A 15,810-nucleotide genomic window follows, 5' to 3' on the forward strand; every position below is an offset into this window, starting at 1 on the left:
ATGGCAGAACCGCAGAAAGCATACCGTGTTGCCGTGTATCCCGGCAGCTTCGACCCTGTAACGATGGGGCATATGGATATTATTACTCGCGCCTCGAAGCAGTTTGATCTGTTGATTGTGGCCGTGCTTAACAATTTGAGCAAAAATCCGCTGTTTACGGTGGAGGAACGCACAGAGCTGTTGCGTCAGGCGACCGAGCATCTTCCGAATGTCGAAATCGACAGCTTCCGCGATTTGCTTGCGAATTACATAAGACAGAAGAATGCCCAGGTGATCGTCCGGGGCATTCGTACGGTAACCGACTTCGAGTATGAGCTGCAGCTGGCTTCCACCAATCACAAGCTGAATCCGGAGGCGGAAACGATCTTCATGATGACCCATCCGAAGTATTCGTTCCTCAGCTCAAGCCTGGTGAAGGAAATCGCGCATTTCAACGGCGACACGACCGACCTTGTCAGCCCTGAGGTGGATGCCGCGCTGCGGCGCAAATTCAGCGGCGACGGGAAATAAAGCGGGAGATCACCCCGAACAGAATGACGAGGGTGACGACCATGGCGGCTTGGGCCTGCAGCAGGCCGGGCCAATCCTTCCACAAGGAGAATACAAACTCGGGCCCAGCATCGTATGGCTCGGTCCGGAAGGCGGGCCAGATCGGCGAGATGAATTTGCCGACGGGAATGGCAAAGGCAAGCATGAGCATGAAGGCATACAGGGAATGGACAAGCCGCTGCAGGACAAAACGCTTCCACAGCCCTCCTGATCCCTTTAGAAGGGAGAGGCTTTGCAGATGGGCACTGATGCCGCTCCAGCCCAGGATGGCCGATAGCAGGGCAAGCTGAAGCGTCCCGGATGCCCCCGTCGATAAGCGGATATCGTTGGCGCCAAGATGCATTTCAAGCAGGCCGGAAGCGGCATAGTCCGGCAAATAAGGCAGCAGATAGCGGCCCAGAACATGGGCAAGCACGGCGAATATGAGAATATAGCCGCCGATCATCATCAGTGTCTGAACGGATGCGGTGACCGAATCGCCGAGCAGCCGACCGAAGCTGCGCCCATCGCGCTCCCGGGCCGCAACTGCTGCGGCAGCGGCTCGCTTCAGCAGCGGCCTCGCAGGTTGGGCGCTATCCTTGGCTGCGGCTCTCATAAGGCGGCTGCGTTGATCATCGCCGGGCCGGGCCGGGCCGGCGTCTTCACGCCGGAACAAGCCGAGCGTCCAGGCGGCCAGCCCTCCGGCTAGCCAGTGAACGATCAGCAGCACATAGCCTGCGGACGGCTGGTGCAGCAGTCCGGTGCCGATCACGATAACAATCGTAACCGGATTGCAGAAATGCGACAATGAGGCGAGGTGACCGGCTTCCCTCAGTCCGATCTCCCCTTGCGCATGCATTCTGGCGGCGGTGTGAGCCCCGGCAGGGTACCCGGCTGTCATGCCGGTGATCAGCGCCCAGCCGCCAGAAGCCGGGAGCTTGAACACTTTTTTCATCACCGGTTCCATCAGCACGCCGATGCCATGAGCCCAGCCGTAAGCGGTCAGGATTTCGACCAGGACAAGAAAGGGCAGCAGGGCCGGGAATACGATATTCCACCACAGCTTCAATCCTTGCATGGAAGCCTGGAAGGCGGACTCCGGATCGCTGACCACGGCCAGGATCAGGAGGAAGGCAGCGGCTCCGAGCAATACGGTGTTTCGCATTCTGGATGCGGGCGCGGCAGCGTCGGCTTTATTCATAAGGGTTCTCCTTTCCACGTAAACATAGCTAGTACAACTTTATGCGAAGGGGACAATCATCAGACCATCCTCGATGGAACCGGAGCGATTTAAGGCGAAAGGGAAGAATGGATCATGAATAAGACAGTAAAAACAAGTGGTTTAAAAGTTGTTTTATACCTGCTGGTGGTCGGAATTATGCTCTATGTTGTCGTTTATATGCCGACGCCGTATCTTATCTATCAGCCGGGAAGCGCGCAGGAGGTTCGCCCCATGATCAGCGTGGAGCAGGGCGATCCTGAAGAAGAGGGAACCTTCATGATGACCACGGTGTCAGCGACTTATGCGAATATTTGGCTGCTGATGATGTCCGCATTCAACCCTAACGCCGAGGTTGTCCAGAAAGCGGAGCGAATGGGGGACCAGAGCAGGGAAGAATATACGGCGACCCAGGTATACTATATGAACTCATCCCAGTCGGCCGCGATGGAGGCGGCATACGGCGAGGCGGACATCGATTACACGATCGAGCCTGAGTATGTGTTTGTGCTGTCGATCCCGGATCATGCGGAGAACAAGGATTTCTTTCGGCCGGGTGATAAGCTGCTGTCTGTGGACGGCGATCCGGCAACCGATAATGAACGGCTGATGGCGCTGTTGAAGGGGAAGAAGGTTGGCGACCGGGTTCAGGTTGAACTGGAGCGCAAGGGGAAAAAGGTAAGCGGCGAGGTTCCCCTTGTGGCGATTCAGGACAGCAACACGGGAGCGGAGCGTCCGGGTCTTGGGGTGATGATCGCCACGATGCAGAAGGTGGAACCGGAAAGCCCCGAGTATATCGTGCACTTTGCCGACACGAATATCGGCGGTCCGTCAGCGGGTCTGATCTTTACGCTGGAGATTTACAACCAGCTGACTCAAGGTGACTTGACCAAGGGCTATCTCGTGGCCGGCACGGGCACGATTGACAAAGACGGGAATGTGGGACCTATCGGAGGCGTGAAGCATAAAGTCGTGGCTGCAGACCGGCGCGGGGCGGATATCTTCCTCGTCCCGAGCAAAAATTATGATGAGGCGAAGCAGCGAGCTGACCGGATCGGCACCACGATGGAACTGGTCCCTGTGGACCGGCTGCAGGAGGCGGTCGATTACCTGGAGGGGCTGCCGCCTAAATCGTAACCGGCGGCAGCAGGTAATCGCTGTACAGCTGTTCCAGCAGGGGCTGCGGGCAGCCTGCCGCATACACGGCGGCGGCGCGCAGATCCAGATCAAGCTGAGGATGCTCGAAAGCGGACGGCTTCATGACAACCGGAAGTGAGGCCGTCTTTTTCATTCGCTTCAGCAGCGCTCTGCCAGTGGAAGAGAAGCCGAGGATGCGAAGATAGCCGGGGCCCTCGGCTAGAGCGGAACGGCTCATCCGGGCTTTGCCATGATTCAGCATGACATGGACGAGCATGCGCTGAAGCTTGGTGCGCGTGTAGCGCTTCGTTTTCAGGGCGTCCAGCAGTGCCTCAACGGTCGGCTCGGCCAGACGGGGCAGCTGGCGCCGAATGCGGAATTCCAGGCCCTCGGTTACTTCATGCAGCGTCTCCAGCTGCTGCGGACCGCGGGTGAGCAAGGTTTGCAGCAGCGGCTGACGGAATCGCTCCCAGTGCATAGGCGCTTGTCCGTTCTCCATCTCCCGTTCGAGAATATCGAGGGTATATTCGGGTATATAAGGAGAAACGGCCTGGAGGCCTTCGGTCAGAATCAGCCTGCGGATCGCCGTTGCGCTGGCGATGGAAGCTGACCCGGGTACCTGATCGTGATACTGGGCACTCTCCCTCGGGATGGTGTAGGGCTTGATGCTTGCCTTAAGACGCTCCAAGGCGATCAGGTAATGCAGCCCAAGCGAGTTGTTCGGCCTGGCGAGCATCTGCCTGAGTGATTCGGCATCATGTTCGCCTTGAGCGAACACAGCCGCCGCGGCCGCGGCATATGCGGCAGGGAAATTGTCTCCCTGCTGCAGCCTGTTCGCCATTTCGGCCTGCAGCTGTTCCGTCTCGCGGGCCAGCAGCCTGGCGAGCGGAAGCAGCTGCTCCAGCGTGCCGCTTTCGGAGCCGAAGCAGAGGCTGTCCACGACGCCGGTGCCAGCAAGCAAAGCAACGGCCCCGTGGGCGAACCATTCCGCAGGCTGCACCGCATAGGCAACGGGGAGCTCGATGACGAGATCGGCTCCCATGCGGAGCGCCATTTCAGCTCGGGCCCGCTTGCTGGCGATGGCGGGCTCGCCCCGCTGCAGGAACGGGCCGCTCATGACGGCTACAACGGCGTCCGCGCCGGTAAGCGCTTTGGATCGTTCATAATGCAGGACATGCCCGTTATGCAGCGGATTATATTCAACAACAATGCCAACGGTTTTCATAGACGACAACTCCTTGCTAAAAATATATCATAAATTGCAGGGGTTACTGCAAAAATAACGTTGCGACAACCACCGATCGGTGTTGACAAAAGTCTGACGGAATCGGTATAATAATTTTTGTTTGTTTGGAGTGATGGATATGCTTATTCAATTTCGAAAATTGACAACCAGCGATCACCCGTTACAGTTCCATCAAACCGTGGATGTAAGCCGTGCCGTCAAAGGCCGGAAGGATATCGCGTCCGTTCAGCCGCTTGAGGTTGAGCTGATGGCGAAGCCATCCGTCGCAGGCTCGGTGGAGGTTCGCGGACGATTGCATGGCGGCCTGGAGCTGAAATGCTCCCGTTGCTTGAAGCCGGTCAGCGAACATCTGGACATCCCTTTTCATGAAGTATTCCAGCCGGTGGAGGACCCTGAAGCTGTTCAGGCTGATGACGATGATACTATATATGTGACAGGCGAGAGTGTGGATCTCACCCCGTATGTAGAGGAAGCGTTCCTTCTCCATCTACCGCTAGCTCCGGTTTGCAGCGAGGACTGCAAGGGGCTTTGTCCAAGCTGTGGCAAAGACCTGAACGAAGGCTCCTGCAATTGCGATACGGAAGTGATCGACCCGAGGCTGGCTGGGCTGAAGGACTTTTTTAAATGATAATGGAGTAACAGCCCCGTGAATGCGGGTTGACCTGATTAAGGAGGTGGGAACATGGCAGTACCTCAACGCAGAACGTCCAAAACACGTCGTGACAAACGTCGTACTCACTTTAAACTGGCGGTGCCAGGAATGGTGAAATGCGAGCAGTGCGGAGAATTGAAGCTTGCTCACCGCGTATGCAAAGTGTGCGGAACGTATAAAGCAAGAGAGATTATCAAACAATAATTTTTATAAGTAGTACTTCATCTTTGGTGAGGTGCTATTTTTTTTGCAGCTCTACTTTCTTTTTGACGGGATATCCTTTATACTTATATTTTAGTACCAGGTTCTAATATTTGCGCCTAATCATACATAAATCATAAGCACGGCGATTATATTACGGCTAGAAGGAGTTGTTTCGTCATCGACCGTTTATCGAAAAAAGACCGTCACCAGCGGCTGCTCCAGCTGATCGACGAGAATCCCTTTGTAACAGACCGTGAGTTGACTCGCCAGCTTAAAGTTAGCATACAGACGATCCGCCTTGACCGGATGGAGCTTGGCATTCCCGAGCTTCGTGAACGGATGAAGCAGATGGCCGAACATTCCTTCGATCAGGTTCGCTCCCTGTCGCTGGAGGAAGTGATCGGAGATGTCGTCGATTTGCAATTGGACAAGAGCGGTATATCCATATTCGAGATTCGTGAAGAGCATGTGTTCAGCAAAACCCGGATCGCGCGCGGACATTATGTTTTTGCACAGGCTAATTCCTTGGCTGTTGCCGTCATTAATGATGAAATCGCCCTGACCTCCTCGGCGGATATCCGGTTTTTGAGACAGGTTCATCTCGGAGAGAAGTGCATTGCCAAGGCTTATGTTCGTTCCAGTCCGGAACTGAAGGGGAAGGCCAAGGTCGAGGTGTTCACTTATGTCGCCGATGAAATGGTGTTCCAGGGGAACTTCATCATTTATCGATCGGAAGGCACTGACATCAATGAAGGAGGAAGACGGCAATGAAGATAGTCATTGACGCTATGGGCGGTGACAACGCTCCCCGCAGCAATGTGGAGGGTGCTTTGTCGGCTGCCCGGGAATGGCAGGATATCGAGATTGTGCTTGTAGGAGACCAGCAGCAGATCGAGGCTTTGCTGACGGATCGTCCGTCGAATCTGTCCGTAGTCCATGCCAGCGAGGTCATTGAGGCGGAGGACGAGCCGGTAAAGGCTGTTCGCAGAAAGAAGGATTCCTCGATGGTCGTGGCCGGCAGGATGGTTCGTGACGGAGAGGCCAGCGCCATGATTTCGGCTGGCAATACGGGCGCGCTGATGACGACCGGGCTGCTCGTTGTCGGGCGGATGAAGGGGATCGAGCGGCCTGCGCTGGCTCCGATCATCCCAACGCTTGACGGCAAGGGCGTGCTGGCGCTTGATCTGGGTGCGAACATGGATTCCAAGCCGGAGCATCTGCAGCAATTTGCGCTTATGGGAAGCCTGTATCGGGAGAAGGTGCACGGCATCGCGAAGCCCCGGGTAGGGCTGCTGAATGTCGGAACCGAGCCAGGCAAAGGCAATGAGCTGACCAAGCAGGCGTATCCGCTGCTTGAACAGCTGCCGATTCATTTCGTCGGAAATGTGGAGGCGCGGGATGTGATGGACGGCGTATGCGATGTGCTCGTATGCGACGGGTTTGCGGGCAACATCTTGCTTAAGGCGATCGAGGGCACGGCAGGAGCGCTGTTCTCCCTGCTGAAGGAGCAGTTCTCCCAGTCGCTCAAAACGAAGCTGGCTGCGGCGCTTATGATGCCCGAGCTTCGCAGCCTGAAGTCCACGCTTGATTATAAGGAGCATGGCGGCGCGCCGCTGCTTGGGCTCTCGGGCCTGGTTGTGAAGGGTCACGGCTCTTCGGACGCCGGCGCCATCAAGAACGCGGTGCGGCAAGCGAGAATCGCAGTGTCAAGCAAGCTTGTGGAGAGCATATCGAATGAAATCAGCGGGAAGTGAGTGAGGAAATGAACAAATTGCGTTCGGTTGGCATTATCGGCACCGGCAAATATGTACCTGAGAAAATTTTGACCAATCAGGATCTGGAGAAGATTGTAGATACGAGCGACGAATGGATCGTATCCCGGACGGGGATCCGCGAGCGGCACATTGCCGCGCCGGATGAAGCGACCTCCGACCTGGCTTACAAAGCAGCGCTGAATGCGCTGGAGTCGGCCGGCATGTCTGCGGAGGATCTGGACCTGATTATCGTAGCGACGATCACGCCGGATATGGCTTTCCCTTCCACTGCCTGTCTGATTCAGGACCGTCTGGGCGCGAAAAAGGCGGCGGCCTTTGATCTTTCGGCCGCATGCTCGGGCTTTGTGTACGGCCTTGCGACAGCAACGAATTTTGTGCAGACGGGAATGTATAACAATGCGCTAGTGATCGGTGCGGATTGCTTGTCCCGCATTACCGATTATACGGACCGCAACACCTGCGTGCTGTTTGGTGACGGTGCTGGAGCGGTGATTGTGGGCGAGGTGCCAGAAGGACGCGGCTTCAAAGCGTTTGATCTTGGAGCTGAGGGCGCCGGCGGGGCCCATCTGTATATCGAAGCGGGCGGCTCCAGGCTGCCGGCGTCTGTGGAGACGCTGGAAAGCAAGAAGCATTACATCTACATGAATGGCCGCGAAGTGTTCAAGTTTGCCGTCCGTGTGATGGGCACCGCGACGGAGAAGGTGCTGTCGAAGGCAGGCGTGGATAAAAAGGATATCGACCTGTTCATACCGCATCAGGCAAATATTCGGATTATTAATTCCGCCATGGAGCGCCTGGAGCTGCCGGAGGACAAGGTGGTCATCAATGTGGACAGATACGCCAACACCTCGGCCGCGTCGGTTCCGCTTGCGCTTGTGGAAGCCCAGGAGACCGGTCGCATTAAAGAAGGCGACACCGTGCTGATGGTCGGCTTCGGCGGTGGCTTGACTTGGGGCGCATCGGTATTAGTTTGGTAAATCATAACGATAATGGTGAAGAGAGGGGCTGTACACTTGGGGAAAACAGCTTTTATTTTTCCGGGGCAGGGCGCGCAGTCTGTTGGAATGGGGAAGGACGCATTTGATGCGGTTCCCTCTTCCCGTCACATTTTTGAAACGGCGGATGAGAAGCTTGGCTTCTCGCTCAGCTCGATCATTTTCGAGGGGCCGGAGCAGGATCTGAAGCAGACCGCCAATACCCAGCCTGCATTGTTAACGACCAGCATCGCTTATCTGGAGGCTTTCCGTGCCAAGGGGCTGAACCCCGATTATGTAGCCGGACACAGCCTGGGCGAATACAGCGCTCTCGTCTGTGCAGGTGTGCTGACTTTTGAGGAAGCTGTAGCGATTGTCAGAGCAAGAGGAGAATATATGGAAGCTGCCGTTCCAGGCGGCCGCGGCGCGATGGCGGCGGTTCTCGGTGCAGACCGGGAAGCGCTGGCGGGCCTGTGCCGCAGCATATCGGATGCCGGACAGCTGGTGGAGCTTGCCAATATGAACTGCCCGGGGCAAATCGTCATTTCCGGGACAGCCGAAGGGGTGGCAGCGGCTTCGGAACGAGTGAAGGAAGCGGGCGGCAAGCGGGCGATCCCGCTTGAAGTCAGCGGGCCGTTCCATTCGTCGCTTATGAAGGAAGCGGCGGACCGGCTGGCACATAAGCTGAAGGAAGCCTCCTTCCAAGAAGCGGCTGTACCGGTTGTGGCCAACGTGACTGCACGTCCGGTTACCGAGGCAGGTGCGATTCGCGATCTGCTGGTCGAGCAGGTGTATTCCCCTGTGCTGTGGCAGGACAGCGTGGAGTGGATGATCAGCCAGGGCGTGGACACGTTTGTTGAGATTGGCCCAGGCAATGTGCTTGGCGGACTGATCAAGAAAATCGACAAGTCGGTCAGCACGATTCAAATAAATAGTCTTGAGGGCATTGACAAGTTGGCATCACTTGCTTAAAAATGGACAGACTGGATGAAATAACAAACGCCGGAGAGGAGGAGCAGCATGAACGAGTTGAAAGGACAAACTGCACTCGTGACAGGAGCTTCACGCGGCATCGGGCGGAGCATCGCGCTGGCGCTGGCCGATCTTGGAGCGAATGTGGCGGTGAATTACGCCGGAAGCGAAGCGGCTGCAGCTCGGGTGGTTGAGGAGATCCGCGCCAAGGGCGTCGAGGCCGTCGCCCTGAAAGCGAACGTCGGCCAGACTGTGAAAGCGGATGAATTGATCAAGCAGGTATTGGACGCTTTTGGTCGAATTGATATTCTGGTGAATAATGCGGGGATTACCCGGGACAATTTAATCATGCGCATGAAGGAAGAGGAATTCGATCAGGTGATCGAGACGAATCTCAAGGGCGTGTTTAATTGTCTCAAGGCGGTAACCCGTCCGATGATGAAGCAGCGTTACGGCCGTATCATCAACATTTCCTCCGTCGTCGGGGCGCTCGGAAATCCCGGCCAGGCGAACTATGTCGCTGCCAAGGCCGGCGTCATTGGCCTGACGAAGTCGGCTGCCAGAGAGCTGGCGTCCCGGGGGATTACGGTGAACGCCGTAGCTCCGGGCTTTATCGACACCGATATGACCCGCGAGCTCCCGGAGGAGATGAGAGAGCAACTGCTTGGCGGCATCCCGCTCACCCGCCTGGGCGAGCCTGAGGAAGTGGCCAAGGTAGTCGCATTTCTTGCATCCTCCGGAGCAGCCTACATGACAGGGCAAGTTCTTCATGTAGACGGCGGCATGTATATGTAATCTAGGAAGACTTATACATGGCGAAAGCTGTACAATCGATTTCAAATGCATTCTATGGCATTTTGAAATCATATCTCGTATAATTACCAAGAGGAGGTGAGCCGGATGTCCGATGTACTGGAACGCGTGAAACGCATCGTTGTCGACCGCCTGGGTGTTGACGAAGCCGACGTAACACTAGAAGCATCTTTCAAAGATGACCTTGGAGCTGATTCTCTCGACGTAGTTGAATTGGTAATGGAATTGGAAGATGAGTTTGATATGGAGATCTCTGATGAAGATGCGGAGAAAATTACGACCGTAGGTGAAGTTGTAAACTACATACAATCTCATACCTAAGTCTTAACAGTAAGTCCCGTTCTTTAGCAAGGCGGGACTTCTCCACATTTCAACTGCATATCCAATTGCAGCAAATGATAGATTATTGCTGTCTTTATCTGCGGCTATTCAGCCGCAGATCATAGACAGTCCACATAGAGGTGAGCTTGATTTGAAGCAACGAGTGGTCATAACAGGAATGGGGGTCATGACCTCCTTAGGTCAGGACCTGGATACCTTTTGGAATCATTTGATGGAAGGCAAGTCGGGCGTATCGCGCATTGAATCGTTTGATGTCAGCGAATATACGACCCAGATCGCTGCAGAAATGAAGGATTTCAATCCTGAAGAATATATGGATCGTAAGGAAGCACGCAAGATGGACCGGTTCGTCCAGCTGGCGGTGGCTGCCGGTGTGAAGGCGCTGGAGGACAGCGGGCTGAAGATCGGTGAGAATGCCGATGCCGAGCGCGTGGGCGTATCGATCGGATCAGGGATCGGAGGACTCGGAACCTGGGAGGATCAGCATAACATTTTGCTGGAGAAAGGCCCGAAACGGGTAAGCCCTTTCTTCATCCCGATGATGATTGCGAATATGGCTTCCGGCCAGATGTCGATTAACCTGGGAGCCAAAGGCCCGAACACGACACAAGTGACGGCTTGTGCGACAGGCACGCATTCCATCGGGGATTCATTCCGCCTTATTCAGCGCGGAGATGCCGATGTCATGATTTGCGGAGGAGCGGAGGCGACCATCCGTCCGACGGGTATGGCTGGCTTCTGCGCCATGCGGGCCATGTCGACCCGCAACGATGAGCCGGAGAAAGCGAGTCGGCCGTTTGACACCGGTCGCGACGGGTTCGTCATGGGTGAAGGAGCGGGCGTGCTCGTGCTAGAATCGCTGGAGCATGCATTGAAGCGGGGAGCGACCATCTACGCCGAGGTTGCAGGCTATGGACTGAGCGCAGATGCTTATCATATTACAGAGCCTGATCCGGACGGAGCAGCGCGCTGCATGAAGATGGCAATTCGCGATGCCGGCATCGCGCCGGAGGAAGTGAACTATATTAACGCTCACGGCACGTCAACGCCGGTCGGTGACCGTTCCGAGACCCGTGCTATCAAGACGGCGCTCGGGGATCATGCCTACAAGGTAGCGGTCAGCTCGACCAAGTCGATGACCGGGCACTTGCTCGGCGCAGCCGGCGGTGTGGAAGCGGTCATTTGTGGACTCAGCTTGAAGCATCAGATGATTGCACCGACGATCAACCTGGAGAATCAGGATCCGGAATGTGATCTGGATTATGTTCCGAACAAGCCGCGGAAAGCCGAGCTGAACATTACGATGTCCAATTCATTTGGCTTTGGCGGTCACAATGCAACGATTATTCTAAAAAAATACGCTGAGTAAGGGGAAAGTGTGTTGAGTGGAGATCTGAAGCAGTTACAGCACAAACTTCAAATCCGGTTTCGCAATGCAATGCTGCTGAAGCAGGCCTTTACCCACGCATCGTATGTCAATGAACATCGCTATAGTCAGAATCAGGATAACGAGCGTCTCGAATTTCTTGGCGACGCCGTGCTTGAGCTGACGGTCAGCGAATTTTTGTACAACCTTTATCCGGATCGGCCGGAGGGCGAATTAACGAAGCTGAGAGCTGCTATCGTATGCGAGCCTTCACTGGTTCAGTTTGCCGTCGGTCTGGACTTTGGTCGATATGTTCTTCTTGGCAAGGGCGAGGAGATGACGGGCGGCAGAACCCGCCCGGCCCTTCTGGCCGATGTATTTGAATCCTTTGTGGGTGCGCTATATCTGGATCAGGGGTTGGATGCGGTTCGTCAGTTTCTGAGCGAACACGTCTTTCCTTCGGTGACCGTCAACGGTCGGCCGCAGATGAGCGATTACAAGACCGAGCTTCAGGAATTAACGCAGCATCACGGCATGGGCGCACTGGAGTATCGTATTGTCGAGGAGCGAGGACCGGCACATGAGCGGGAGTTTGTCTCGGAGGTTTACATGGGAAGCGATTGCCTTGGACGCGGCAGCGGCAGGTCCAAGAAAGAAGCCGAGCAGCAGGCAGCGGCGTTAGCGCTGAAGCGGCTGAAACGTGCGGATGCCTAAGCTTCGCTATGGTGAAGGACAAACAAAGAGCAAAGAGCAGTCAGGCGGATTACCGGACCTTGAGAGTGACTGTTTTTTGCTCTTTTCGTTGTCTGGCGATAAATAGAAAATAGATGAAACCGATATTGGGCCGGCGGTTCAGATGAAGCTGGATATGAAGGAAGCGTATGGCTAAATTCATAGGTTCGGGTTAGATGAACGATATAGGAACTAGGAAGTGAAGCCGCTTCTACTTGTGGTACAATATCGGAAGAGGTGAGTGCTGGAATATGTTTTTGAAACGGATCGAATTAGCGGGATTTAAATCGTTTGCCGACAAAACCGAGATGGAGTTTGTTCGGGGAATCACGGCCGTGGTTGGCCCGAACGGCAGCGGCAAGAGCAATATCTCCGACGGCATCCGCTGGGTGCTGGGGGAGCAGAGCGCCAAGTCCCTCCGCGGAGGCAAGATGGAGGACATCATCTTCGCCGGCAGTGACGCCCGCAAGGCGGTCAATTACGGCGAGGTGTCGCTGACGCTGGACAACGAGGATCATGCGCTGCCGCTTGATTTCAATGAAGTGACAGTGACAAGACGCGTCCATCGCAGCGGCGACAGCGAATATTTTATTAACAAGCAGTCCTGCAGGCTGAAGGACATTACCGAGCTGTTCATGGACACCGGGATAGGCAAAGAGGCATATTCCATCATTGGACAAGGCCGGATTGAAGAGATTTTAAGCACCCGTTCGGAGGATCGCCGCGGCATCTTCGAGGAAGCCTCCGGCATAGTTAAATATAAATCACGCAAGAAGGAGTCGGTCCGCAAGCTGGAGGAGACCGAGCAGAATCTGCTGCGGATTCATGACCTGGTCACGGAGCTTGAGGACCAGATCGGACCGCTGAAGGATCAGTCCGAGAAGGCGATTCGCTACAAGGAGCTTCGGGAACAGCTGAAGCACAAGGAAATCTCCTTGTATGTGCACCAGATCGAACAGATTCACTCCTCCTGGAGCGAAGAGAGTGCGAAGCTGGAGAAGCTGAAAGAGGAACAGCTGGCGCTCTCAACCGTCGTGTCGGCGCATGACGCGAAGCTGGAGAGCGACCGCTCAGCGCTGCGGCAGCTGGAGACGGAGATTGAACAGATTCAGAACGAGCTGCTGCAGTACAGCGAGCTTTTCGAGAAGAGCGAGGGCTATGGCGAGGTGCTGAAGGAGCGGCGCCGGAATCTGGAGCGCACGAAAGAGCAGCTGGAGCAGAGCTTGAACACCGGCGATTCCCGCCTGACCGAGCGTCAGCAGGAGCTGTCGGCGATGGAAAGCAAGCTGCAGGAGCTGCAGCAGGAGCTGGCCCAGGTGAGAGATCAGCTCTCGGCCGAGGAAGCGAAGCTGGTCGGTGTAACCGGGGGCATCAGCCAGCAGCAGGAAGAGAGCCTGAAGGGCAATCTGCTTGAGCTGATGAACCGGATGGCTCAAGCTCGCAACGAAATACGATATGCGGATCAGCAGCAGGAGGCGCTGGAGCGGCGGATGAACCGGGCCCAGGAGGAATCCGGGAAATGGGAAAGCCAGAAGGAGGAACTGCTGCGCCGCAAGGAGGATATTGTTCGCCGTGTGGAGCGCTTCGGCAAGGAGATTGCGGAGCTTCGCGGCGCCTACATTACCGAGAGCGAGCGTTATCAGTCCTTGCAGAAGCTGCTGGAGGAGACACAGGGAACGCTGCGCAAATGGGAGCAGAAGCGGGAGGCGCAGATTTCCCGCCGCGATACGATGAAGGAGCTGCAGGACGACTTTGACGGGTTTATGCTGGGCGTCAAGGAAGTGCTCAAGGCCGCGCGCAAATCGGTACTCCATGGTGTCCACGGCGCGGTGGCGGAGCTGATTCGCGTTCCCGAGAAGCTGGAGCTTGCGATGGAAACCGCGCTTGGCGCTTCCGTTCAGCATATCGTTATGGATAACGAGGCTGTATCGCGCCAGGCGATCTCTTTCCTGAAGCAGCGTCAGCTGGGCCGTGCCACGTTCCTGCCGCTGGATGTGATCCGGCCGCGGACCGTATCGGCTTCCGACCGTTCGCTTGCCGAAGGGGAAGCTGGATTCATCGGATTTGGTTCGGAATTGGTGCAGTATGATCCGAAATATAGCAACATTGTAGGCAGCCTGCTCGGCAATGTGGTCATTGCCGAGACGCTGGAGCAGGCGAACCGGATTGCAGCGCGCTTCTCCTACCGCTTCCGCGTCGTTACGCTCGAGGGAGATGTGGTTAATGCAGGCGGTTCCATGACCGGGGGCAGCCAGCATAAGAAAAACAACAATCTGCTCGGGCGTAAACGCCAGCTGGACCAGCTCGATCAGGAGATCCAAGAAACCGAGAAGCAGCTGGATAAGCTTCGCAAAGGAATTGAGCAGGTGCGTTCGCAGATGACCGCGTCGCAGGACAAGCTGGACGAGCTTCGCAAGGCTGGGGATGACAAGCGGCTGGAAGAGCAGCAGGCAGCTGGCGATCTCAAGCAGCTGGAGCATGAACTGCGCCATGTTACAGAGCAGGCGGAACTGGCCGGGGCCGAGAAGAGCAGCTTCGAGCTGGAGGCCAAGGAAATTCAGGAAAGCCGCGTCAAAGCAGAGGAGCAGCTGCTGAAGCTGGAGGAGGAAGAGAAGTCGACCCAGCAGGCGATTCAGGCTGCCGAGTTTGCCCGCAAAGCCAATGAATCGGCGAAGGAAGAGCTGCAGGGCCAGCTGACCCAGCTGAAGGTTCGCGAGGGCAAGCTGGACCAGGAGAAGTTCTCGCTGGAAGACCAGCTGAAGCGGCTGCGCTCCGATGTGAACAATCATGAGAAGGAGCAGCAGCAGAATCGGACGCTGCTCGCTTCCGTTCAGGCTGATTTGGAGCAGAACGAGGCGGAGAGCGTCAAGCAGATTGAGGAGCTGAACACCTACAAGCTGCGGAAGGAAGAGGCTGCGCAGCAGCTGGAATTCAAGCGGGCATCCCGGGCGTCCCTCAGCCGCAAGCTGGAGCTGGCGGAGAGCGAGACGAAGGAGCAGCGCACCCAGCTGAGAGCGGTGGACGACCAGCTCCGGCAAACCGAAATTAGCGTAAACCGGCTTGATGTTGAGCTTGAGAACATCCTGAGAAAGCTGAGCGAGGAATACGAGCTGAGCTATGAGCTGGCGAAACAGCGCTATCCGGTGCCGGAGGATGTGCCGGCGGCGCAGAATGAGGTGCGGGACCTTAAGCGTTCCATTTCCTCCCTGGGCGAAGTCAATCTGGGGGCGATTGAGGAATACCAGCGGGTGAACGAGCGCTATCAGTTCCTGAGCGAGCAGAAGGCCGACCTGGTGGAGGCAAAAACGACGCTGTACCAGGTGATCAAGGAAATGGATGACGAAATGTCCAAGCGCTTTAAAGGAACCTTTGATGCGATCCGCCATGAATTCGGAACGGTGTTCAGCAAGCTGTTCGGCGGCGGACGGGCGGATCTGATCCTGAATGATCCGGATCATCTGCTGGAGACAGGCATCGATATCGTTGCTCAGCCGCCAGGGAAGAAGCTGCAGAATCTGCAGCTGCTGTCCGGCGGTGAGCGGGCGTTGACGGCGATGGCGCTGCTGTTCTCAATCCTGCAGGTCAAGCCGGTGCCGTTCTGCGTGCTCGATGAGGTGGAGGCGGCGCTGGACGAGGCGAACGTCGTCCGTTTCGCCCAGTATTTACGCGAATTCTCGGAGCAAACACAATTTATCGTGGTCACCCACCGCAAAGGCACGATGGAAGAAGCCGATGTCCTGTATGGGGTCACGATGGAGGAAGGCGGCGTATCCAAGCTCGTATCGGTTAAACTGGAGAATGAAGAAGCAGAGATCGCCTGACGGCGTGATATAAATATAGAGGAACATGG

Annotated in this window: 15 protein-coding genes; 13 read left to right on the top strand and 2 right to left on the bottom strand. The window is 56.1% G+C overall.

Annotation, left to right across the window (positions count from 1 at the left end; all coding sequences use genetic code 11):
• Positions 1 to 510 (top strand): pantetheine-phosphate adenylyltransferase, encoded by a 510-nt coding sequence (gene coaD, locus MKX64_RS19055; RefSeq protein ID WP_095265805.1) that lies wholly within the window; start codon positions 1 to 3, stop codon positions 508 to 510.
• On the opposite strand, the gene MKX64_RS19060 is transcribed toward coaD, so the two are convergent.
• Positions 491 to 1,729, bottom strand: coding sequence for a nucleoside recognition domain-containing protein (locus tag MKX64_RS19060; RefSeq protein WP_155617937.1), 1,239 nt, complete (start codon positions 1,727 to 1,729; stop codon positions 491 to 493). The two genes, coaD and MKX64_RS19060, sit on opposite strands and share 20 nt — an antisense overlap.
• Before the next feature lie 114 nt (positions 1,730 to 1,843).
• Between MKX64_RS19060 and MKX64_RS19065 the strand changes: the two genes are divergently transcribed.
• Complete coding sequence (locus MKX64_RS19065; RefSeq protein ID WP_095397818.1) at positions 1,844 to 2,884, top strand: SepM family pheromone-processing serine protease; 1,041 nt, start codon at positions 1,844 to 1,846, stop codon at positions 2,882 to 2,884.
• On the opposite strand, the gene MKX64_RS19070 is transcribed toward MKX64_RS19065, so the two are convergent.
• Positions 2,874 to 4,109 carry a nucleotidyltransferase gene (locus MKX64_RS19070; RefSeq protein ID WP_341037045.1) on the bottom strand — a complete coding sequence of 412 codons (1,236 nt, stop codon included), beginning with the start codon at positions 4,107 to 4,109 and terminating at the stop codon, positions 2,874 to 2,876. The two genes, MKX64_RS19065 and MKX64_RS19070, sit on opposite strands and share 11 nt — an antisense overlap.
• A gap of 139 nt (positions 4,110 to 4,248) precedes the next feature.
• Between MKX64_RS19070 and MKX64_RS19075 the strand changes: the two genes are divergently transcribed.
• The 11 genes from MKX64_RS19075 to smc all read left to right on the top strand — a co-directional run bounded on the left by MKX64_RS19075 (position 4,249) and on the right by smc (position 15,781).
• Positions 4,249 to 4,758 carry a YceD family protein gene (locus tag MKX64_RS19075; protein ID WP_341037047.1) on the top strand — a complete coding sequence of 170 codons (510 nt, stop codon included), beginning with the start codon at positions 4,249 to 4,251 and terminating at the stop codon, positions 4,756 to 4,758.
• 54 nt (positions 4,759 to 4,812) lie between these two features.
• On the top strand, positions 4,813 to 4,986 hold the full coding sequence (rpmF, locus tag MKX64_RS19080; protein ID WP_006211382.1) for a 50S ribosomal protein L32: 174 nt from the start codon (positions 4,813 to 4,815) through the stop codon (positions 4,984 to 4,986).
• 177 nt (positions 4,987 to 5,163) lie between these two features.
• Positions 5,164 to 5,757, top strand: a complete 594-nt coding sequence (gene fapR / locus MKX64_RS19085; protein WP_095265800.1) for a transcription factor FapR — start codon at positions 5,164 to 5,166, stop codon at positions 5,755 to 5,757.
• Positions 5,754 to 6,740, top strand: a complete 987-nt coding sequence (gene plsX, locus MKX64_RS19090) for a phosphate acyltransferase PlsX (protein ID WP_095265799.1) — start codon at positions 5,754 to 5,756, stop codon at positions 6,738 to 6,740. Before fapR ends, plsX begins: the two co-directional genes overlap by 4 nt.
• 8 nt (positions 6,741 to 6,748) lie before the next feature.
• Entirely contained in the window at positions 6,749 to 7,738 is a 990-nt protein-coding gene (locus tag MKX64_RS19095; protein ID WP_095265798.1) for a beta-ketoacyl-ACP synthase III, read from the top strand.
• Between the two features lie 36 nt (positions 7,739 to 7,774).
• The gene (gene fabD, locus MKX64_RS19100; RefSeq protein WP_095265797.1) at positions 7,775 to 8,707 is read left to right on the top strand and encodes an ACP S-malonyltransferase; all 933 of its coding nucleotides are present in this window, start codon (positions 7,775 to 7,777) and stop codon (positions 8,705 to 8,707) included.
• Positions 8,708 to 8,755: 48 nt separating this feature from the next.
• The gene (fabG, locus tag MKX64_RS19105; protein WP_155617931.1) at positions 8,756 to 9,502 is read left to right on the top strand and encodes a 3-oxoacyl-[acyl-carrier-protein] reductase; all 747 of its coding nucleotides are present in this window, start codon (positions 8,756 to 8,758) and stop codon (positions 9,500 to 9,502) included.
• A 105-nt stretch (positions 9,503 to 9,607) separates the two neighbouring features.
• Positions 9,608 to 9,841: an acyl carrier protein gene (acpP, locus tag MKX64_RS19110; protein ID WP_007132116.1), complete on the top strand. Its 234-nt coding sequence runs from the start codon at positions 9,608 to 9,610 to the stop codon at positions 9,839 to 9,841.
• Between the two features lie 151 nt (positions 9,842 to 9,992).
• A complete protein-coding gene (gene fabF, locus MKX64_RS19115) occupies positions 9,993 to 11,231 on the top strand; it encodes a beta-ketoacyl-ACP synthase II (RefSeq protein ID WP_095265795.1) in 1,239 nt (412 codons plus the stop codon).
• 12 nt (positions 11,232 to 11,243) lie between these two features.
• On the top strand, positions 11,244 to 11,942 hold the full coding sequence (gene rnc / locus MKX64_RS19120) for a ribonuclease III (RefSeq protein ID WP_095265794.1): 699 nt from the start codon (positions 11,244 to 11,246) through the stop codon (positions 11,940 to 11,942).
• A gap of 269 nt (positions 11,943 to 12,211) precedes the next feature.
• Complete coding sequence (gene smc, locus MKX64_RS19125) at positions 12,212 to 15,781, top strand: chromosome segregation protein SMC (protein ID WP_341037050.1); 3,570 nt, start codon at positions 12,212 to 12,214, stop codon at positions 15,779 to 15,781.
• Positions 15,782 to 15,810: the final 29 nt, after the last annotated feature.

It is taken from the genome of Paenibacillus sp. FSL M8-0334, from assembly GCF_038000405.1.
GTDB lineage: Bacteria > Bacillota > Bacilli > Paenibacillales > Paenibacillaceae > Paenibacillus_AQ > Paenibacillus_AQ campinasensis.